This is a genomic window from Cyclobacterium xiamenense, assembly GCF_042140265.1.
Classification (GTDB): Bacteria; Bacteroidota; Bacteroidia; order Cytophagales; family Cyclobacteriaceae; genus Cyclobacterium; species Cyclobacterium xiamenense_A.
Genome location: NZ_CP159481.1, coordinates 1,053,184 through 1,073,495, shown reverse-complemented (window position 1 = coordinate 1,073,495; position 20,312 = coordinate 1,053,184). Strand labels below are relative to the sequence as shown.

19 protein-coding genes and 1 pseudogene are annotated in these 20,312 nt (G+C 48.5%); 6 read left to right on the top strand and 14 right to left on the bottom strand.

The genetic code is table 11. From position 1 onward, the window contains the following. Positions 1 to 66 precede the first annotated feature (66 nt). Positions 67 to 639: a hypothetical protein gene (locus ABWH99_RS04545; RefSeq protein WP_375585115.1), complete on the bottom strand. Its 573-nt coding sequence runs from the start codon at positions 637 to 639 to the stop codon at positions 67 to 69. Then, complete coding sequence (gpmI, locus tag ABWH99_RS04540) at positions 636 to 2,168, bottom strand: 2,3-bisphosphoglycerate-independent phosphoglycerate mutase (protein ID WP_375585114.1); 1,533 nt, start codon at positions 2,166 to 2,168, stop codon at positions 636 to 638. Before gpmI ends, ABWH99_RS04545 begins: the two co-directional genes overlap by 4 nt. 301 nt (positions 2,169 to 2,469) lie before the next feature. On the opposite strand from gpmI, the gene ABWH99_RS04535 reads away from it, so the two are divergent. Both ABWH99_RS04535 and nadC read left to right on the top strand, forming a co-directional pair. After that, positions 2,470 to 2,814: a DUF4783 domain-containing protein gene (locus tag ABWH99_RS04535; RefSeq protein ID WP_375585113.1), complete on the top strand. Its 345-nt coding sequence runs from the start codon at positions 2,470 to 2,472 to the stop codon at positions 2,812 to 2,814. Between the two features lie 44 nt (positions 2,815 to 2,858). Further along, a pseudogene (gene nadC, locus ABWH99_RS04530) lies at positions 2,859 to 3,738 on the top strand (carboxylating nicotinate-nucleotide diphosphorylase). Here the strand turns inward: nadC and ABWH99_RS04525 are convergent. The 6 genes from ABWH99_RS04525 to ABWH99_RS04500 form a co-directional block, all read right to left on the bottom strand. Then, positions 3,695 to 5,506, bottom strand: a complete 1,812-nt coding sequence (locus ABWH99_RS04525) for an ABC transporter ATP-binding protein (RefSeq protein ID WP_375585112.1) — start codon at positions 5,504 to 5,506, stop codon at positions 3,695 to 3,697. The pseudogene nadC and the gene ABWH99_RS04525 overlap by 44 nt on opposite strands. Before the next feature lie 30 nt (positions 5,507 to 5,536). After that, positions 5,537 to 5,878: a DUF6787 family protein gene (locus ABWH99_RS04520; RefSeq protein ID WP_375585111.1), complete on the bottom strand. Its 342-nt coding sequence runs from the start codon at positions 5,876 to 5,878 to the stop codon at positions 5,537 to 5,539. Next, complete coding sequence (locus ABWH99_RS04515; protein ID WP_375585110.1) at positions 5,879 to 7,204, bottom strand: aspartate kinase; 1,326 nt, start codon at positions 7,202 to 7,204, stop codon at positions 5,879 to 5,881. A 42-nt stretch (positions 7,205 to 7,246) separates the two neighbouring features. Beyond that, complete coding sequence (gene ribH, locus ABWH99_RS04510; RefSeq protein ID WP_375585109.1) at positions 7,247 to 7,723, bottom strand: 6,7-dimethyl-8-ribityllumazine synthase; 477 nt, start codon at positions 7,721 to 7,723, stop codon at positions 7,247 to 7,249. Between the two features lie 75 nt (positions 7,724 to 7,798). Then, positions 7,799 to 8,518 (bottom strand): tetratricopeptide repeat protein, encoded by a 720-nt coding sequence (locus ABWH99_RS04505; protein ID WP_375586541.1) that lies wholly within the window; start codon positions 8,516 to 8,518, stop codon positions 7,799 to 7,801. Between the two features lie 232 nt (positions 8,519 to 8,750). Then, a complete protein-coding gene (locus ABWH99_RS04500; RefSeq protein ID WP_375585108.1) occupies positions 8,751 to 10,160 on the bottom strand; it encodes an alkaline phosphatase PhoX in 1,410 nt (469 codons plus the stop codon). A gap of 533 nt (positions 10,161 to 10,693) precedes the next feature. Between ABWH99_RS04500 and ABWH99_RS04495 the strand changes: the two genes are divergently transcribed. Together ABWH99_RS04495 and ABWH99_RS04490 are read left to right on the top strand one after the other, a co-directional pair. Then, positions 10,694 to 10,975 carry a hypothetical protein gene (locus tag ABWH99_RS04495; protein ID WP_375585107.1) on the top strand — a complete coding sequence of 94 codons (282 nt, stop codon included), beginning with the start codon at positions 10,694 to 10,696 and terminating at the stop codon, positions 10,973 to 10,975. Positions 10,976 to 11,045: 70 nt separating this feature from the next. Continuing rightward, positions 11,046 to 11,312, top strand: a complete 267-nt coding sequence (locus ABWH99_RS04490; RefSeq protein ID WP_375585106.1) for a hypothetical protein — start codon at positions 11,046 to 11,048, stop codon at positions 11,310 to 11,312. Positions 11,313 to 11,654: 342 nt separating this feature from the next. Here ABWH99_RS04490 and ABWH99_RS04485 read toward each other — a convergent pair whose 3' ends face one another. Then, entirely contained in the window at positions 11,655 to 12,497 is an 843-nt protein-coding gene (locus ABWH99_RS04485) for an endonuclease/exonuclease/phosphatase family protein (RefSeq protein ID WP_375585105.1), read from the bottom strand. Between the two features lie 414 nt (positions 12,498 to 12,911). Continuing rightward, positions 12,912 to 13,184 (bottom strand): hypothetical protein, encoded by a 273-nt coding sequence (locus ABWH99_RS04480; RefSeq protein WP_375585104.1) that lies wholly within the window; start codon positions 13,182 to 13,184, stop codon positions 12,912 to 12,914. 285 nt (positions 13,185 to 13,469) lie between these two features. Between ABWH99_RS04480 and ABWH99_RS04475 the strand changes: the two genes are divergently transcribed. After that, entirely contained in the window at positions 13,470 to 14,573 is a 1,104-nt protein-coding gene (locus ABWH99_RS04475; RefSeq protein ID WP_375585103.1) for a hypothetical protein, read from the top strand. A gap of 74 nt (positions 14,574 to 14,647) precedes the next feature. After that, positions 14,648 to 15,577: an SGNH/GDSL hydrolase family protein gene (locus ABWH99_RS04470; RefSeq protein ID WP_375585102.1), complete on the top strand. Its 930-nt coding sequence runs from the start codon at positions 14,648 to 14,650 to the stop codon at positions 15,575 to 15,577. Here ABWH99_RS04470 and selD read toward each other — a convergent pair. The 4 genes from selD to atpA form a co-directional block, all read right to left on the bottom strand. Further along, positions 15,570 to 16,610, bottom strand: coding sequence for a selenide, water dikinase SelD (gene selD / locus ABWH99_RS04465; RefSeq protein ID WP_375585101.1), 1,041 nt, complete (start codon positions 16,608 to 16,610; stop codon positions 15,570 to 15,572). The genes ABWH99_RS04470 and selD overlap by 8 nt on opposite strands. Then, complete coding sequence (mnmH, locus tag ABWH99_RS04460; protein WP_375585100.1) at positions 16,591 to 17,682, bottom strand: tRNA 2-selenouridine(34) synthase MnmH; 1,092 nt, start codon at positions 17,680 to 17,682, stop codon at positions 16,591 to 16,593. Before mnmH ends, selD begins: the two co-directional genes overlap by 20 nt. Before the next feature lie 123 nt (positions 17,683 to 17,805). Then, on the bottom strand, positions 17,806 to 18,678 hold the full coding sequence (atpG, locus tag ABWH99_RS04455) for an ATP synthase F1 subunit gamma (RefSeq protein ID WP_375585099.1): 873 nt from the start codon (positions 18,676 to 18,678) through the stop codon (positions 17,806 to 17,808). Positions 18,679 to 18,717: 39 nt separating this feature from the next. Continuing rightward, complete coding sequence (gene atpA, locus ABWH99_RS04450; RefSeq protein WP_375585098.1) at positions 18,718 to 20,298, bottom strand: F0F1 ATP synthase subunit alpha; 1,581 nt, start codon at positions 20,296 to 20,298, stop codon at positions 18,718 to 18,720. Between the last annotated feature and the right edge of the window lie 14 nt (positions 20,299 to 20,312).

The window sequence follows — 20,312 nt, the reverse complement described above, 5'->3', positions numbered from 1 at the left end:
ACGACAGCGGGGATCGAACACGGAAGAATCGCACCGATCGTTCATTGTCGCTGTACGAATTATTACTCAGCCGCCTACTTTGGCCTCCACTTCCAGCGCCGTGGGCGGCATGAACCATACCTTTTGACTTCCCCGAAGGCGGTAGCCGACCAGGTCTTCCTTATCATCCAAAACGATGGTCCCTTTCACCTGCGACTGGTAAAATAAGTTATTTTTCGTCGTTTCTATGCGAATCTCCTCGATCCGATTCCCTTTCTTCTGCACAAGAATTTGTTGAACGATCCCTTTTTCTCCGGGCTTAAGCTTGTGAATCAACCGCCCCTCCTCTTCGCTGGTGTCGTACGCCGAGGCCAGTGCCGCCTTGTTGATGTCCGCCTGAAAAAAAAAGTCCAATTCCTTTCGCCAGGCTTCTTTATCCGGTTGAAAGCTAACTTCCTCGACTTCATCGTTGAATCGTATGGTCTTGGTCACCGCAACCCCCGCCCGTTCGGTAATTTTTTGTTCCAGAAAATCTGAAACGGGAAAATACCGATCAATTTGCGTGGGGTTAGCGAAGGGCGTTTCCGCTTCCTCTTTGCAGGAAAACAGGAGAAAAGCAGCCAGTACCGGTATTAGAAATGAGCGGGAAAGGCAGTTCATGAAGGATCTTTCAGGAGAATAGTTCCGGTCATTTCCTGAGGCTTCTCCAAACCGATCAAGGTCAGAATCGTAGGCGCCAGGTCTCCCAATTTACCGTCGTTTACTTCCAGCCGGTCGTTTTTATCGACCATGATACAGGGTACCAGATTGGTTGTATGTGCTGTATTTGGCGTACCGTCTGGGTTGATCATGCAATCGCTGTTGCCATGGTCGGCGATGACGATCACGGTATATTCATTGGCTAGCGCTGTTTCGATGACCGAAGCGGCGCATTCGTCCACTGCCTCGCAGGCTTTGACTGCCGCGTCAAAAACGCCCGTATGTCCGACCATATCTGCGTTTGCAAAATTCAGGCAAATAAAATCGGCCTCCCTTTTGGGCAGTTCCTGATTGATCTTTTTTGCGATTTCGTGAGCAGACATCTCGGGCTGCAGGTCGTATGTGGCCACTTTGGGTGAGTTACAAAGAATCCTGGTTTCCCCCTCAAACGCTTTTTCCCGCCCTCCGGAAAAGAAAAAGGTCACGTGCGGGTATTTTTCTGTTTCAGCGATGCGTATTTGCTTTTTATGGTGCTGCTCCAATACCGCACCCAGGGTATTGCTGAGGTTATCCTTTTCAAAAACTACAGGAATTCCTTTGAAATTTTCATCATAGAGTGTGAAGGTCACGTAATTCAGATCCAGCTTTTTCATGTTGTAATCTGGAAAATCCTTCTGGGTGAGCACTTCTGTGATTTCCCTCCCCCGATCGGTTCGGAAATTAAAGCAGATCACGGTATCTCCTTCCTCAATTGTTGCCAGCGGCTTACCCGCCTCGTCCACCTGGATGATGGGGCGGATGAATTCATCGGTAACCCCATTGGCATAGGATTTACGGACGGCAGAAAGCATGTCTTTTGATTTTTCCCCTTCTCCGTGTACCAGAGCATCGTACGCCAGTTTTACCCGCTCCCAGCGCTTATCCCGATCCATGGCATAGTACCTTCCCACGATGGAAGCTATTTTTCCTACGGAACCTTCGCAATGAATTTTCAGATCCTCCAAAAAACGAAGGCCACTTTTGGGATCGGTATCTCGACCATCCGTAAACGCATGGATGAAAACATCTTCCATTCCGTTGTCTCTGGCGGCATCACACAAGCCTTTCAAATGGTAAAGGTGTGCGTGAACGCCCCCGTCCGAAACCAGCCCAATCAAGTGTACTTTTTTTCCTTTGCCTTTTGCATCTTCAAAAGCCGCCCGCAGCACAGGGTCGGTAGAGAGCGCGCCTTCCTGAACGGCTTTATTGATTTTTACGAGATCCTGGTAAACGACCCTTCCGGCGCCTATATTCATATGACCTACCTCTGAATTGCCCATTTGGCCCTCCGGTAGGCCAACGGCCAATCCGGAGGCATCCAAACGTGAATGGGGGTACCTGTCGTACAAACTGTCGATAAACGGAGTCTTGGCTTTATCAATTGCAGAAACTTCTGGGTTGGGAGCAATTCCCCACCCATCGAGGATCATCAATAAAACTTTCTTATTCATTTCTTTTCTTATTGGTTATACTCAAACAAAAATTCCGGAGGCTCTAAAAACCTGTGTCCCGGCTACTCCTCCTGAAGGCATGCATTTCGAGGTGTCCACCATGCTCCGCAAATATAAGATAATTAAAGATAGCGCTCAGCAAATTACCCAATAATCTCCCCCTGCTGCTAGCCGCCGACCACGGCCACCGCAGCTGCGGGAAAAGCTTTACAAATTTTGGCCTGGATTTTGTGACGGAAAAAATATGCGTCGTGTAATCCCCCATTGTATTGCGATTGTTTTCTTAATTTTTTTCTCTCCTTTGACTACGTTTGCCCAGGGTTATGAAAAGGATGTTGAATTTGCCATGCAACAGGGCTCTAGCAAGGAGCTTTCGAAATACCTGGACAGCCGGGTAGAGATTAGTTTTGACAATAGCAAACACGATTTTTCCAGAAGCCAGGCAGAGATTGTCCTTAGAGACTTCTTCAAAGACCAGCCTTCCCAGGGTTTTGACCTGCAGCAAGTGGGACAAACCAGCGAGACCGTGTCCTACCTGATCGGTACGTACAGATCTACCGGAAATAGCTTTCGGGTACTTATCCGTCGCAAAAAAAATGACCAACAATCCTTCCTTATCTATAGCATGGAATTTATCCGGCAATAGATGCGCCCTGCTCGTTTCAAAATATTTCGTAATTTTAGCAAACCATGCAGGAATACCTAACGAACGAACGCTTGACCCTTTTTATACAGGCCGCCTTCCAGGAGGATGTGGGCGAGGGTGATCACTCGACACTGGCAGCAGTACCGCCCAATCAGCTCGGAAAAGCCCAATTGCTCATCAAAGAACACGGAGTGATTGCGGGGCTTGAATTGGCCAAAATGATTTTTCATCATCACGATCCGGAATTGCAGGTCGAAATACTGGTAAGCGAAGGACAGAAGGTACAGCCAGGACAAATCGGACTTTCGGTGTACGGAAAAGCCGCTTCCATCCTTACCACGGAACGATTGGTTCTAAATTGCATGCAACGCATGAGCGGGATTGCCACCAAAACGAGAGCATTGAACGCCCTCATCGAGCATACGAATGCACGGCTACTGGATACCCGAAAAACCACACCCAATTTTCGAAATGTTGGAAAAATGGGCGGTTTCGATCGGAGGAGGGAAAAACCACCGATTCGCCTTGTACGACATGATCATGCTAAAGGATAACCACGTAGACTTTGCCGGTGGTATCTCCCGAGCCATAAATGCCGCCAAAAGCTATTTGGAAAAGAAGCAACTAGACCTGAAAATAGAAATTGAAACCCGTAGCCTCGACGAGGTCAGACAGGTATTGCGGGTAGGTGGGGTGGACGTCATCATGCTCGACAACATGGATGTCCCCACGATGAAAGAAGCCGTGAACCTGATCGGTGGACGCTACGAAACCGAGGCCTCGGGCGGCATTGACGAAAAAACGATCGTGCCCATTGCTGAATCCGGCGTTGATTTTATTTCCGTCGGAGCACTCACGCATCAGGTAAAAAGTCTGGATATCAGCTTGAAGGCCTTGCGGTCTCATCGGCAAACTGAAGATTGACCAGGTTGGCATAGTGCCCGCCTTCCTTGGCAGCAAGCTGCTCGTGGTTTCCTGATTCGATAATCTTCCCATCTTTCAGCACGTAGATCCGGTCCACCTTCCGAATGGTCGCCAGTCGGTGAGCGATGATAATGGTGGTACGCCCCCGCATCAACTGATCCAGCGCCTCTTGCACCAAGGCCTCCGAGGCGGCATCCAACGAGGAGGTGGCTTCGTCCAAAATCAAAATTGCCGGGTCTTTCAGGATCGCCCGGGCGATGGCGATGCGCTGGCGCTGCCCGCCAGACAATTTGACGCCACGTTCACCCACCCGTGTATCCATACCCTCTGGAAAACTTTCGATAAACTCCCAGGCATTTGCCTGCTGCGCGGCCTCAATGAGCTCCTGCTCTGTGGCATCCGGCTTTGCGTACCGTATATTTTCCCGTATAGTCCCTCCAAACAACAATACTTCCTGAGGTACAATCCCAATATTCTTCCGCAGTTGCTGCGGGTCCCAATCCCGAATGGATTCACCGTCGAGCACAATGTCCCCTTTTCCTACCTGATAAAATTTCAGGAGCAATTGGATTACAGTCGATTTCCCTGCGCCACTGTGTCCCGCCAACGCTACTTTTTCCCCAGGGGCGATCTCCATACTGAAGCCATCCAAAACCCGGTAATCCGGACGTGTGGGGTAGTGAAACACCACCTCTTTAAAGGATATGGAACCCGTGAGGACCCCTTCTTTTCTTCCTGGAATCGCTTCCTCGGCAGTTTCTTCGAGAATCTCCAAAACCCGCTCGGAGGAGCCGATCGCTTTCTGAACCTGCCCGTAGATATCCCCCAATCCCGCGATCGATCCACCAATAAAAGTGGTATACAAGACAAAGGACACCAAATCACCAATGCTCATTTCACCAGCGCTTACGAGTGTGGCGCCGTACCAAATGACAGCGACTATTCCTCCGAAGAGGGCAAAAATGATAAAGGAAATGAAGGCCCCCCGAAAGCCTGCCGCCTTCAACGCGACGCCAACTACCCGGTCCAGCCGGCTTCGGTATCGGTCGGATTCGTACGCCTCGCCCGTAAAGGACTTTACCGTAACGATCGATTGCAGCGTTTCTTCGACCACTACATTGGCTCCTGCTAACTCGTCCTGTGTCTTTTTTGATAACTTTCGAATGAATCTGCCGAAGATCATCGCAATGATCACGAGCACCGGAATGGTAGCCAACATAAAGAAGGTTAGCCGGGGCGTGGTGTAAATCAAAAATCCAATACCCACCAGTAGCGTGATTACCTGACGGAGCAGTTCGGCCAGGGTGATGGAAAAGGTGTCCTGCAACATGCTCACATCGGCAGTAATCCGGCTAATCAACTCTCCGGTACGGCGTTTGTCGAAAAAAGTCATGGGCAAGCGAACCAAGCGATCATACAACGCCACCCGGATGTCTCGCATGGAGCGCTCACTTACCTGGGCAAACAACCAAACCCGGAAAAAAGAAAAAATACTCTGTACCAGCAGGATACCCAGGAGAAGGTAAGCAATGCTGTTGATATCGTTTACGATCCACTCCTTTCCCGAGGCTGCGTCAATCAATTTGCCTGCGACAAAGGGGAAAGTGAGGAGCATTAGACTCGAAAACAACAGGAATAGCATCCCTAGAAAAAAAGGACCTTTGTATGGAAGCGCAAACCGGAAAATTCCGGAAAGCTTTTCAAGATTCTTTTTATTCAGTTTTCTTTTTTCGCTTTTATCTAAAGGTAACCCTCGTTGCTTGGCCATTTATTCTGATTTCTTCTAATTCCATACAAGTTATTTCTTTTTTCGCGGAAACAGCTTGCCCAACCTGCGCAGGAACTGCTTTTCCTTTTCCCAAAAGAAGGAAAACTGTCCAAAAATAAACCCATAAAAAAGCAGAAATACCTGATACAATGGGAGAACCAACAGCAGATAGAGCACGGTTTTGAAAAACCCGCCGTCACTGGTGTTCACGCCAAGAAATGAAAAAATAGGTTTTTTGACAAATAAAATGGTGAATCCCGTGCAGGCAAAAACGACCAATACCAGAACCACTTGCCACAAACTGTCAAGCTTCCACTTGGTTTGTAACCTTTCCAGGAATAGGGGGGTCTTTCTGCGTGACTTTTCACTCATTTAACTAAAATCAAAAAGCCCATCATTCAGCCGCTTAAGGGCCTGTTCCTTGTGCTTTCCGTCAATGAGAATGGAAACATTGTGCTTGCTTCCCCCGTAGGAAACCATCCGTAACGGAAACTGTTCCAAACTATCCATGATTTTTTGTAGCACACCGGACTCCTCCATGATGGCATTGCCGACGATACAAATGATGGACAACTGATTGTCTACCTCCACTTTTCCCAACTTCTGCAACTCAGCTGTAATCTCTTTTAGGTGGGATACGTCATCCAATGTCAGCGATATTGCGACCTCCGAGGTGGTGATCATGTCTATGGAGGTCCGGTATTTTTCGAAGATTTCAAACACCTTACGTAAGAACCCGTATGCGAGCAACATTCGGCTCGATTTGATCTTCACGGCAGTAATCCCATCTTTGGCTGCAATGGCTTTTACCCCAACCGTCCCCTCTCCGGTTCCTGTGATGAGCGTACCGAAAGCTTCCGGCGCCATGGTATTCAGTAACTTCACGGGAACGTTGTGCAATTGTGCGGGCCAGATCGAGGCGGGATGCAGAATTTTCGCACCAAAATAAGCCAACTCTGCCGCTTCGTCAAAAGATAAGTGGGCGATCGGCCGGGTTTGCTCCACGACCCTGGGATCGTTGTTGTGCATGCCGTCAATGTCGGTCCAGATTTCCACTGCAGTGGCATCCACCGCCGCACCGATCAAGGAAGCGGAGTAGTCGCTTCCTCCCCTTTTTAGGTTATCTACTTCGTTTCGGTGGTTCTTGCAAATGTACCCTTGGGTTACAAAAATGCGATCCTCCGGATACCTGGAAAGAATGGCAGCCAACCGTTCTTTGATTCGGTGTAATTCCGGTTCGTCATTCTCGTCAATGCTCATAAATTCAAGAGCGGGTAAAAACACGGCCGGAATCTCCAACTCCTGAAGCAAGGTGTAAAACAACTTGGTGGACAACAATTCGCCCTGAGCCAATATGTCCTTGTTAATTGCTTCGTTAAAGGAGATTTTTAAGATAATCGTTAAGAACTCGAAATGCTCCTTAATGATCTGTACGGCCTTGGACCGACCGGCCTTGGAGGTCAGCAGCTCCAGGTAAAAATTCGTGTAGTGCTCTTGAAGGTCCTCAATTTTTTGTTTGGCTTTTTCTTTTTTTCCCTCCGCCAACGCTTCGCCAATACCCACCAGGGCATTGGTGGTACCGGACAGCGCCGATAAGACCACGATCTTTCTCTCCTCGTCAGCAGTAATCAGGTCTTTTACCTGGTGCATTCGCTCCGGCCTCCCTACAGAAGTGCCGCCAAATTTCATGATTTTCATGCGCATTGCAACTTTTTTATGAATGGATAACTGGAAACACCCTTAAAATCCCAGCATTTTTATGGCGGTTATGGCGGCTTCATCTCCCTTATTTCCATGCTTTCCTCCGGCCCGATCCAGGGCTTGCTGTTGGGTATCTGGTGTCAATACTCCAAAAATAACCGGCTTATTAAAGGTCAGGCCTACCTGTGTAATGCCCTGTGCGACGGCATTGCAAATGAACTCAAAATGACGGGTTTCTCCCTGAATCACACAGCCCAGGCATATCACTGCATCAATGTCATCGCGTCTGGCCATCCATTGAGCGCCCAGGGGCAATTCAAAGGATCCGGGAACATTTTTCCTGACAATGTGCTCCTTTTTAGCCCCGTGCCGCAACAATGTCTCCAATGCTCCGCTATACAGGGATTCGGTGATTTCATCATTCCATTCGGAGACCAGCAGGGCAAATTTCTTCTCCCGAATATCGGAGATATTCGCTTCGGAATGGTGACTGAGATTTTTTAACGATGTAGCCATTTTTTCCTGAAATTATATAAAAAAAGAGTAAAACCTGTCTGGCCTTACTCTTCCTGATTCTTGATAGACTGCCTATCAGTTGGAAGCCAGACCCTCTAGCCTCGCTTTGTGTTTCCGAGCCTCGGTGTATTCGTAGGCGTCGCTGTACTCACTTTCAATTTCTCCATAGGTTTCGATAGCTGCCTGCAGGTTGCCATTTTCCTCGTAAGCAATGGCGAGTTTGGATAAGTATTTTGGTGTGAAGAATTTATTCTCCTTATACGAGGAGGCATTTTTGTAGTACCGAATCGCCTCCGAAACCTCACCCAACTCCATGTAGGCATTGCCGATCAGGGAATAGGCATGCGCCTGCACCAAAAAATCGTCCGAAGAGAAGTCTTTCAAGTGGTCAACGGCCGAAGCGTATTCTCCCTGAGAGAGGTAAATGGAACCCACGTAAAAATGGGCAAGATTGGCAGCAGCGGTGCCTTCGTATTCGTCGATTATCTCCAAAAAGCCCGGCTGCACCCCATCGCCGTTCAAGGCAAAATCCACACTGTCCTGCTCAAAATAGTAAACCGCCTGGAACATCTCTCCCTGCGCTTTTTCGTTTTGATTGGCTTTATGAATCTGAAAACCAACGATCCCGGCAATGACAAGGATCATTAGGCCGATAACTCCCCCTACCAAACGGGTGTTTTGTTTTAAAAACGCTTCGCCTCTTCCAAGACGGGTAGCGATTGCTTCCGGATTTTCCAGAAGTTCATTGGATGTATCAGGAGCTGCCTTTCCCTTTTTGGTCTTTTGCTTCGCCATCATTTTAAATTTTGAGTGGCAAATATAGATGATGTTTTAATGAATAACAAAAGTATTCTGTTTTGAGCCCCAAAAAAGGAATTCCCAGGTGCAACCAAACAGAAAATCAGTCTTTTGCTCCCCTGATTGCCGCGATGCAGTTATTTCATCCCCGGGAGAAAAAACCGCATAAATCGCCGACCAAAAGGAAGCCTCTGACCCGTCCAGGCTGGGAAGGGCATGGCCGATTGAGTTAACTTTTCCAGGGACCGGTAATGGCCAGGGTAATCCCCGGTCCCTGTATGTTGACAAAATACGTTTTCCCGGATGGAGAAAACACGCCACCGGTAAGTTCAGAGGCATAACCGACGTTCTCTGCGAGGTGGTATAGTTCCCCTGCCGGCGTGATCCCGACCAGAAAGGGGTGCTTGTGGTCTTCACAGAGAATCACATCTCCCCAGGGAGCGACGGCCAGGTTGTCACAGTTTTTTAGAATCTTGCGGTCGTTTGGTTCCGCAAAAAGGCTCAGTTCGCCGGGTGCTCCCCTCTCTTCCTCCCTGCCTTCGAATTTGCTGGGCGTATAGCGAAACACCTGACCGGCACCAATTTTGCCTCCATTGGTGCAGGCAAAATACACCTCATTTTCGCCCCACCAGATTCCTTCCCCTCTCGCAAAAACGGCGGCTCCTTTCTCAAAACCCTGATGTCGGAGATCGTCTTCCGGTGACGTAACGTTCTCAAGGTCTACCCAACTGACTTTATGGGACTTCATCACCGGAAATGCCGGTCCTTCGCTATCTTCCCAATTCCGGGTATCCCGGCTTTCCTGGCCAAGGATTGCGAGGGCCTGTAGTTTTCCTCCTTTTTGCAAATTCCCGGGGCTATTCGGAACGTAGCGGTAAAAAATGCCGTCCCCGCGATCTTCGGTCAAATACACTACTCCCGATGCCGGATCTATGGCAACCGCTTCGTGATTAAATCTTCCCATCGCTTTAATCGGCTTTGGCACCGCTCGATGGATGGCTTCTTTCGCGGGTACTTCAAAAACGTAGCCGTGATCCTTTTCCAACTTGTTTTCGTAATCCCCTTTTTTGACTGTGCTCTCTTCGCAGGTCAGCCAGGAACCCCAGGGAGTAATTCCCCCAGCGCAATTCCGAACCGTCCCGGCCAGGCTTAGGTATTGGTGTTCCAATTCCCCGGTATTCTCGTTGTAAACGAAGGTAGTGGTACCCCCAAGCGAGGGCATGATTCCCTTCCCAAAGTCGTAAAAATCATCCGGCTGTAGCCTTCCTACCAATTCGTTGTTGGCACCGAAACCAGAATGCTCGAGAGAGTCCGGACTGATTTCGTGGTTTCTAACCACGATCGTCCTGTCCTTCTTGCCCTGAAAGGCACCCATTCCATCCGCAAGGCCTGGTAAATACAGGCCGTCCGCCATTTTATCTCCCTTTTTACTTATAATCTTATAGGTAAAGCCTTCCGGTAAATTCAAAATACCTGCGGGATCCTTTTTTAGGGGTCCATACCCCAAAGCCGGCTTCAATGCCCCTTTCGCCTGCGATAGCCCGGGATTCATGAATTGGTAGAGTCCCATAAAACCGAGCGTAGCCATACCGGACGTCCTGATGAATTTTCTTCTTGAGTCGTTAATTGATGGTGTCATAATCAAAGAGTGCTTAGTACGAATACGTAGTTGTGTACAGCCATTCCTTCGCTTAGGTGTGAAACGCCTCCGGTGTACAGCAGGCAGTTTATCCAAATCCAAAGAGAATTCCTAACCAAATATGGTAAATGGCAAGTATCCAAGGGTGAAAACCTCTTCGGAAAGCAATGGAACCGCTCCACTCACCGCGTAACCATCTACCTTTTTTCAAACTCACTGAGCCTTACGTGTATGGGTACCGTTTGTCTGCGCAAAAAAAATGTTAATTTTTTTTATGATAAAAAAATGGCCAAAAATGGCCAAAAAACGATAAAATCGGTGTTTTCAATTTTTAGACACGTAAAATTGTATTTTAAATTATCAAAAATGTTTTTTGTTTTAAAAATTTTATCTACCTTAGCATCATCAAACAGTAGCAAAGTCACAAAGTCGGGAGTCAAATTAACAGCAATTGTTTACGACCGATTTTGAAAACCAGGTAACAGCGGGTGGGCTTTGTCAAAAGATATTCTTTCACATAAAAAAACAGCGTAATGTTAAAGTACACATTCGAAACAGCAGAGAGGGAATTGAAAACATGGGTAGATCCTAAGAATGGTTCCCTTAACATCCAAATTGGAAACGAGACAGTCAACATTCCCCACCAAATCGGCGCGGAAATGATTGCGGTCCTTCGTCAGAAACAAGTTATCTTCCAGGAAGTAGAACGAAAGAAAAACAGCTCTTGGAGTAAGTTCATGGAGTCCTTGTCGGGCCAAAAAAGCCAACAAGGCAGGTATCATGCATTAAAAGACCAGAAGTACAAGGCCGCATAAGCAGCTGCATTCTGTATGTATCCGGTTTATCATTTCTTTTTTAATCAATTTTTACTAAAAAAACAGCGTCATGTTAAAGTACACCTTTGAAACCAATACTCAGGAGTTGAAAACCTGGGTAGATCCCGACAACGGCAACCTCAACATTCAAATCGGCGATGAAGTCGTCAACATTCCTCACGAAACAGGAATGGAATTAATCGCCGTGATTCGTCAGAAGCAAGTGATGTTTCGAGAAGTAGACCGAAAACGACTCAGTTCATGGAGCAAGTTCATGGAAATGCTTTCGGGGGACGATAAGAACGGTATCTGGAATTCATCCTTATCGGAAAACTAGTCTCATTCGTTTATTGGTTCTTTCCTGCGAGCGAAGCGGCGAAAGGCGGTAGGGAAAGTGCGAAGTGGATAGGTGAGAGCAGGAAGATTATTTTTTTACTTGTACTTTTTGGGCAGCGGTTGGAACGTGTTGATTCGATTTTTAGGTCAGGTAAGTTTGTTTTTTTTCAAAAGGTCCAGGCCGGGTCGGAAAAAGTTTTCCGACCCGGCTCGGGAAAACTTTTTTTGCTTGCAATGTTGACCAAATGGCATTTTTTAAGGCAACAAATGAAAAAAGGCAGGATTCGGTTGAATCCTGCCTTTTTTTTAAAAGACACCACGATGCGCACATAAGACCTGCAAATTACCAGGAAACCACTGCCATTACGGGAAAATGATCCGATGGGTACCTCCCGTGATAGGTATCGGTCAAAACACCATATTTTCTTACGGCGATGGACTCACTGACGAAGATGTGGTCAATGATTCGCTCCGTACTGGTACTGGTATCAAATCCATTGGTCGTTCCGTTGTTCGCATACACCAACGCGGCAGCAACAAAAGTATCTTTCATTCCGGGTGCAGTTTTTAGGAGTTGGTAAGCGTCGGTGTCCTGTCCCACGTTAAAATCTCCCGTAAGAAGTACGGGCAGACCTCCCGGATTTATTTCCTGAATTTTTTCCAAAATTAATCGGGCCGATTGGTTTCTGGCCTCCACTCCCCGGTGGTCAAAATGGGTATTGAATACGAAAAAGCTCTTTCCCGCTGCCTTATCTTCCATTTTTGCCCAGGTGCAAATTCGGGGTAATGCCGCATCCCATCCCTTATTCGGATAGCCTGTCTCCGGTGCAAGCCAAAAGGTATCGGTCTGTAGCACACTGAACCGGTCCCGATTGTAGAAAATCGCAGCATACTCCCCTGCCTCTTTGCCATCGTCCCGTCCCACACCAACAAACTCATGCTGGGGCAACAGATCGGTGAGGTCCATTACCTGACGGTGAAGTCCTTCCTGTATTCCTACGATGTCAAATTCATGAAACCGAATAAGATTTGCCACCACGGCCCTTCGGTTTTCCCAGGTGTCAGGCGCATCTCCCGGGTTGGCATACCGGATATTGAAGGTAGCGACGGTCAGTGGCGCTACCTGAGCCCAGGAGCAATTGCTCCAAAGAAGTGCTGCCATACAGCACAAAACGATTCTTTTCATGTTTGTGAGGGTTATTTTTTTTACGATGACCCGCTGGTCGGATGACAAGTTAAAAAATAAACGAAAAAAGCCCCGGTTTTTTCCGGGGCGATTTTTAAAGACAATCAAGCGGGAATCAGCCGCTTTTCTTTTTTTCGGCCTGCTTTTGCTTTTTATCTGCCCTTTTTTCCATCATGCTCTTGGCGGGCTTTTTCTTATCCGTTTTCTTTTCTCCTTTGTCCTTGCTCATGGCTGTTGAAAGTTTACGAAAATGTAGGCAGATTTATTGAGATTACCTATACAAGCCGGTGAAATAGTTTTTTGTCTGACCCTTTTCGCTTTACCTCTGATTCACAACCACTAATGGAGTCGGTTACAAGACTCCTCTGATGCAACGGACGAGAATCCCAGGTACCGGTCTCCGCATGGCATTATTCAACCCGAAGCTGGATAAACCGCATTTTTTTTCCACGGCGGGAGCAATGCACGGACCAGCCAATAGCCATCTCTTTCCACAATTTCTATTTCTATGTTCGCTTTTTCGGCTGTCTCCTTATCCATTCCGGGCCGACCAAAAATGCCTGTATCCCCAGGCCCACAGGACAAATCGCGCGCTGATGTACGTTCCAGCCGCTGAGAGTCGTCCAGGTTCCAGCTGCTGCCGTTGATCCCCCAATCGTACAACTGCCGAAACCGTAAAAGAACCACGGAAAGGCAGCGTATTTACCCATGCAAGCTTACCGGTCTTGGAGCCATTGCCCGTGCGGCAAAGCTGTTGCTCCAAAATCGCCGGTGCCTCTTGGACCAAAGAGCGCTCGCTGTCGCTAATCCCCGATAATGGCGTACAACGAATGCTTACTGCATTTTTCACTCCTGGTAAAAATGTTGATTCACATTTTTACCAGGCTCCGTTCAATTGAGAAATGGGCTTGTAGCTAGTTTCCTTTTGGCGCCTTCCGGCAAGCGCGTATCTTTGGTATTCAAACAGCAGTTATGAACGAACAGGAAAAAGACAGAAAAACTTCGCTGCTTGCAGCTATTGAGCGCTGCGAAAACCCTTACGTTCTGGCACAGGTAGAAAACCTATTGAAGCGTGAGGGAATGCTCCGGCCGATTGGGGCATTGGCCACCGAGTATCCAATATTGCTACAAGTACAATCCAACCGGGACTTATCCCTGCAAACCGGACTAAAAAACAAGCATGCGACCCGCCTTTTTTGGTATCAAAATCTCACCGCAGCCCCCTTGTTCCTTACCAGCATATTGATGTTACTGATCACAGCCGCCATTCTTAATAACTTTGCTGTGGACAAGGATGGAATCCACCTGAATCCTTTCCTCAGTAAATTGGCGCAGGTATACGGCTTTATCTGGCTGCTGTATCTGGTCGATTTTCTGGTCATTCTCTATTTATCCATCCAAACGAAAACCAAAATCGCGCGAGCTGCCTTTACATCAAAACTACTGAGCGTGTTGTTTCCTCCCCTTGGGATGAGCTTGCGGCACTACACGGAACCCGAAAAAACTTGGCTGCCCGTGTACCGCTGGTCCCTTTGCAACGAGGGGCTATTGCAGCACCTGAAGGAAAAGTTTTCCGTACCGATGATCGTCGTTGCCTTGCTGATCCTGCCGGTGCTCATCATCGAATGGAATTTTTATGACGAAGTAGAAGCTTTTCTGCATACCGACCTTTCCTTTGTCCTGGACATGGTGCAAGGCTTTATTTGGCTTGCCTTTGCCCTGGAGTTCCTACTACTCGTCTCCATCACCAATGACAAGTTTGGGTACATAAAAAAGAACTGGATCGACCTGCTTATCATTGTATTACCGTTTATCTCCTTTGTGCGTACCCTGCGGATTTTCAAGGTGGCCCGGCTTACACACCTGGCAAGGGGATACAAATTGAGGGCGCTGCTAATGAAGGCGAGGCAGGGACTCATTATCACGAGTTTCTTCTTTCGTGTATTGGCAGTGAAGCCGGACTTTCAGCTTAAAAAACTAAAGAAAAAACTGGATCAAAACCAGGCGGAGCGCGAAAGTATTGAGGAGGAACTGCTGCGTTTTGCACTACGGGTCAAGCAAAAAAATCTCCGTTGAGCTCTCCTTTGCTGTAAAAACCGATTCGTTTTCGGTAACTTGTGTTTGCTACATGCTATAACCATACGTTTCACATGATCTTCAAAGCCATTCTTAGTGTCGCCTGCTATTTCTTATTCTCATCGTTAGTAGCCCAGACAACCTATTCCATTCCCTCCTCTACGAAGAAGATACTTTTTCTCGGCAACAGCATCACCTATTCCGGCCAGTACCTGACCTACACGGAAACCTACCTGCGATTGATGCATCCGGAAAGGGACTGGGAGTTTTACAACCTGGGCTTGCCCAGCGAAACCGTCTCGGGTTTATCAGAGGAAGGGCATGCGGGAGGAGCATTTCCCAGACCGGATTTGCACCACCGACTGGATCGGGTTCTGGAAGCGATAAAACCGGATTTGATTTTTTCCTGTTACGGCATGAACGACGGCATTTACTTGCCCTTTGATGAATCGCGCTTTGCTGCCTACAAAACAGGCCAACAAAAGCTACAGCAAAAAGCGGAGGCTCTGGGAATTCCCATCATTCATCTGACACCGCCTGTCTTTGATCCCGCCAAAGACCCTGCCTATGCGGCAGTCCTGGACCTCTATGCCTCCTGGCTGGTCAGCCAACGATACGCGGCGGGCTGGAACGTGATTGATTTACATTGGCCCATGCGAAAATTTCTGGAAGACCGCAGAGAAGTTGATTCAGACTTTGCCCTTGCCGGGGATGCGATTCACCCGGGTGAACAGGGGCATTGGCTCATGGCCAGAAGTTTACTGTACGGAATCGGGGAATCCAGGCACCTGGAGGCCGATCTGCCGGACATTGCTTTCGATTCGATTCCCCAGGGCAGGGCTTTGCTTCCGCTGATCCGTAAAAAACAAGAGTTGGCCCGCGATGCCTGGCTGACCCATACCGGACACAAGCGGCCCGGGCTGTCCAGGGGTCTTCCATTGGAACAAGCCATCTCCGAAAGTGAGGCATTATTGCAGGCCATATCCGACCTGCTAATTAGGTAAGATCGATGGTGAAATCCGATTTTGGTAGGATTTCACCGAAAGGGACTAACTCGTAGCCCTCCTTATTCATCTTTTCTTCGAAGGATTTTTGGGCTTCGGGGTTCACCGCCATCAGCAGACCGCCACTGGTCTGCGGGTCTGCCACCAACAGCTGATCGTCCTGCCTTTTTACATGTATCCCCTGTCCATAGCTATCCCAATTCCGGTGTGTGCCGCCGGGAATACAGCCAAGTTTGAGGTACTTGTCAACAAAAGAAAAGCGCGGCACCAGGTCCATTACCAGCCTGGCAGATACTCCCGAGCCCTGACACATTTCAGTCAGGTGTCCTCCCAGTCCAAATCCGGTCACATCGGTCATGGCATGCACCTCAGGCCAGGAGGCCACCGAAGCCCCAATGGTATTGAGCCGAAGCATGGAGTTTTTGGCGAGGTCCAGGTCTTCCGGTTCCGCGAGTCCTTTTTTTTCAGCAGTGGTCACCATGCCCACGCCCAGCGGTTTGGTCAGGTACAAACGGTCGCCTACTTTGGCCCCGTTATTCCGTTTTACCTGTGAGCTCGGTATTTTTCCCGTCACTGCCAATCCGAAAATCGGCTCCGGAGCATCGATGCTATGCCCTCCAGCCAATGGAATCCCTGCACGCTGGCACACAGCACGTCCACCCTCCAGCACGCGGCTAGCCACCGAAGGGGGCAATTTGTCAATGGGCCAGCCCAAGATGGCAATGGCCATAAGAGGCTGGGCACCCATGGCGTAAATATCGCTCAGCGCATTGGTCGCTGCAATCGCGCCAAAATCAAAGGGGTCATCTACGATGGGCATAAAAAAATCGGTGGTGCTAACAATGGCGGTTTGCCCATCCAGATCGAATACTGCCGCATCGTCGCTTTCCTCGTTCCCAACCAATAACCCTGGAAATTGAATCCTGCTTCCCTCCTTCTGGTGCAACATCTCTGCCAATACCGCCGGAGAAATCTTACATCCACAGCCTGCTCCGTGACTATACTGCGTTAATTTAATGTTCTCCTTTTCCATAATTGATTAATTGTTCTGCAGTTCCTTTCAAATTATCGGCGCTCACATAAGACTCTCCGACTACTTTGTTCCATTTCTTTTGAATCCCTTTCTGGTAGGCCCGGTCGTAATAATTCAATACAAGGGCCGCCGCTTTTCCAAGTTCTCCGGCCTCTACATGCGCGATCGCCTGCCGGGTATTTCCGATCCCCAGCTTTCTGGCGATCCCTTCTATTGCCTTGATCAGCTTTTCTGAAGATAGCCCGCCATAATCGCCGAGCAATACGTCAATGCGTTTTTCCAGGGGAAGTTTCAGGTGGTAATGGGGCGCGAGTTGCATCTGGCGATAGAGCGGTTCTATCAAATGTACTCTCCCAATGGAAAACGACTCGTCTTCAATCCATACGTGACTTTTTGGATCCAGGGCGAGAAAAGCGTCAAACAGGTCATTTTGGAATTGCTCGGTGGTAGGTTGGCCTGTACTGAGTTGATTTCCGAAGCTAGACCCCTGATGATTTGCCAGCGCTTCCAAATCCACTACCTGCTCGCCCATTTCCCGCAGTTGTTTCAAAAGAGCGGTTTTCATCGATCCAGTGGCCCCAGTGAGTACCCTCAGCGAGGGTGGGTTTTCGAAGTAGGTCAGCGAGGCGTTCCGGTAGGCCTTGTAGCCCCCTTTCAGGACCCAGACAGAAAACCCGTACAGCTCCAATAGCCAGGCCATGCTTTGGGAACGCATGCCCCCACGCCAGCAATGCACCAGGAATTGGGAGGACTGTAGGGCGGAGGCTTTATCGATAAAGCCGATCATTTTTGGCCCAATTATCCGCAGCCCTTCCCGAATGGCGTACTGCTTTCCCTTTTCTTTGTACAAGGTCCCGATGATTTCACGCTCCTTGTTGTCAAAAAGTGGAAAACTGATTGCTCCGGGCAGGTGACCCGCATCGTATTCTGCAGGTGAACGGGTATCCAAAACCGGAAACTCACGCTTGTATGCTAAAAACTCAGGGGCTTCAATTTCTTTCATGGATCCGTCACTGCCTGTTCTTTGGTGTACTTGAATACTTCCGAGCCGCATGCCCTGCATCCAATCCATACGATCACAGGCCTTTTTCTACCGATACCCAATATAGGTATAATCGCCATCCGCCGAGACAGCCGGAGCAAAAAAAAACCGATTGAGCGCATTCAATCGGTTTTCAATTCGGGTCTGCCCGCACTAATTGCCCTCCAGGGCGTTCGCACCCGCCACGATTTCAAGGATCTCGTTGGTGATGGCCGCCTGCCGGGTTCGGTTATAGACCAGTTTCAATTCCTTCAGAAGTTCGGCGGCATTGTCGGTCGCTTTGCTCATGGCCGTCATTCTCGCCCCGTGTTCGGAAGCATTGCTATCCAGGATGGCTTTGTAAAACTGGATTTTCAGGGAATTTGGAACCAGTTCCTCAATGATGTATTCACGGGAAGGCTCCACTAGGTATTCCTGACTGGAGCGGCTGGCTCCATCTTCTTGCTCTATTTTGCTGATGGGCAGAAACTGTTCCTTTATCACCTCTTGTGTCGCAACGTTCTTAAACTCGTTATATACGAGCAACACCTTGTCAAACTTGCCCGAAACAAATGATGCCATGACGTGTTCGGCCGCTTCCTTTACCGGATCAAAAGAAACGTCTTCAAACAACTTCGAATAATCGGAAATCAAGGGAAAAGATCTTTTCTTAAAATAGTCCAAAGCCTTTTTCCCTACCGGCATCACCGTGATCTGCCTGTCTTTATTTTCCTCAATGAGGGCCATGGAAGCTTTCAAAATATTGGAATTGAATGCCCCACACAAGCCCTTGTCAGAGGTTATGGCCACGATCAGAAGGTTAGAAACATCCCGCTCTTCCGCATACACAATATCGGTACTACCTTCCGCGCCGGAGGAGATATTATTCAAAATGGAGGTAAGTTTTTGGGAATAGGGTCTCATTTGGACAATTTTGTCCTGTGCTCTTCTCAACTTGGCTGCCGCCACCATTTTCATTGCTTTGGTGATTTGTTGAGTAGAGCTTACCGAGTTGATCCGTTCCTTTACTTCTTTTAGATTGGCCATAATTGGTTGCTATCCTTCTTTGTTACCGAATTCTGAAATTTATTTGGCCGCATATTTGGGTGCCAACTCATCAACTGCCTTTTTAAGCAGTGTTCCCATGGTATCCATATCCCCTTTGCTGATGGCGGTAATTGCTTCAGGATATTGTGCTGTGATGAGGTTGTAAAAGTCTTTTTCGAACGCCCGAACCTGATCCACCGGTACGGAATCAAGTAGACCTTTGGTAGAAGCAAATATAATGGCTACCTGAAGTTCCACCTTCACCGGTGAATATTGCCCTTGTTTTAAAATTTCCTGATTCCTTCTCCCGCGCTCGATGGTTCGCTTGGTGGTGGGGTCCAGATCCGATCCGAATTTGGAAAAAGCTTCCAACTCACGAAACTGCGCCTGGTCCAGTTTAAGCGTCCCTGCTACTTTTTTCATGGATTTAATCTGGGCATTACCACCGACGCGAGATACGGATATCCCGACGTTGATCGCGGGACGAATTCCCGAGTTAAAAAGGTTGGTCTCCAAAAATATCTGCCCATCCGTAATGGAAATCACATTGGTAGGAATGTACGCAGAAACGTCACCGGCCTGGGTTTCTATAATGGGAAGGGCGGTCAAGGATCCCCCTCCCTTGACCAAAGGTGCAAGAGAAGGTGGCAAATCATTCATTTTACTGGCTATCTCGTCCGAAGCATTGATTTTAGCGGCCCGTTCGAGCAATCTGGAATGCAAGTAAAAAACGTCTCCAGGGTAAGCTTCCCGTCCCGGCGGCCTTCTCAACAATAGGGATACCTCCCGATAGGCTACGGCCTGTTTGGATAAGTCATCGTATACCACCAGTGCAGGACGTCCCGTATCCCGGAAAAACTCGCCAATGGCTGCCCCGGTAAATGGAGCGAAAAACTGCATGGGAGCAGGATCTGCTGCGGAGGCACTGACGACAACGGTATAGGGCAGAGCTCCTCCTTTTTCAAGGGCTGCTACTACGTTTGCCACTGTTGAGGCTTTTTGTCCGATAGCCACGTAGATACAAAACACGGGTTGCCCCTTGTCGTAAAACTCCTTTTGGTTCAGAATCGTATCGATGGCAACCGCTGTTTTCCCGGTTTGCCGATCGCCGATGATCAACTCACGCTGGCCTCTACCTATCGGAATCATGGCATCAATGGACTTGATTCCGGTCTGAAGCGGCTCGTTCACCGGCTGTCGATAGATCACCCCCGGGGCTTTTCGCTCCAAAGGCATTTCATAAAGCTCACCTTCCAGGGGACCTTTCCCGTCAATCGGAGTTCCAAGGGTGTCGACCACCCGACCCAACATTCCTTCTCCTGCCTTGATAGACGCAATACGCCTGGTTCGTTTGACGGTATCTCCCTCCCTGACAGACTTGGCATCACCGAAAAGCACCGCTCCCACATTGTCTTCTTCCAGGTTGAGCACCATGGCTTTTAAACCATTCTCAAATTCGATCAACTCCCCTGCTTGCGCTTTGGAAAGTCCATAAATTCGGGCCACCCCGTCACCTACTTGGAGCACGGTCCCAACTTCTTCCAATTCCGCTTGGGTTTTGGCACCAGAAAGTTGTTCTTTCAAAATTGCCGAAACTTCATCAGGTCTTACATCTGCCATTATTGTATAGGATT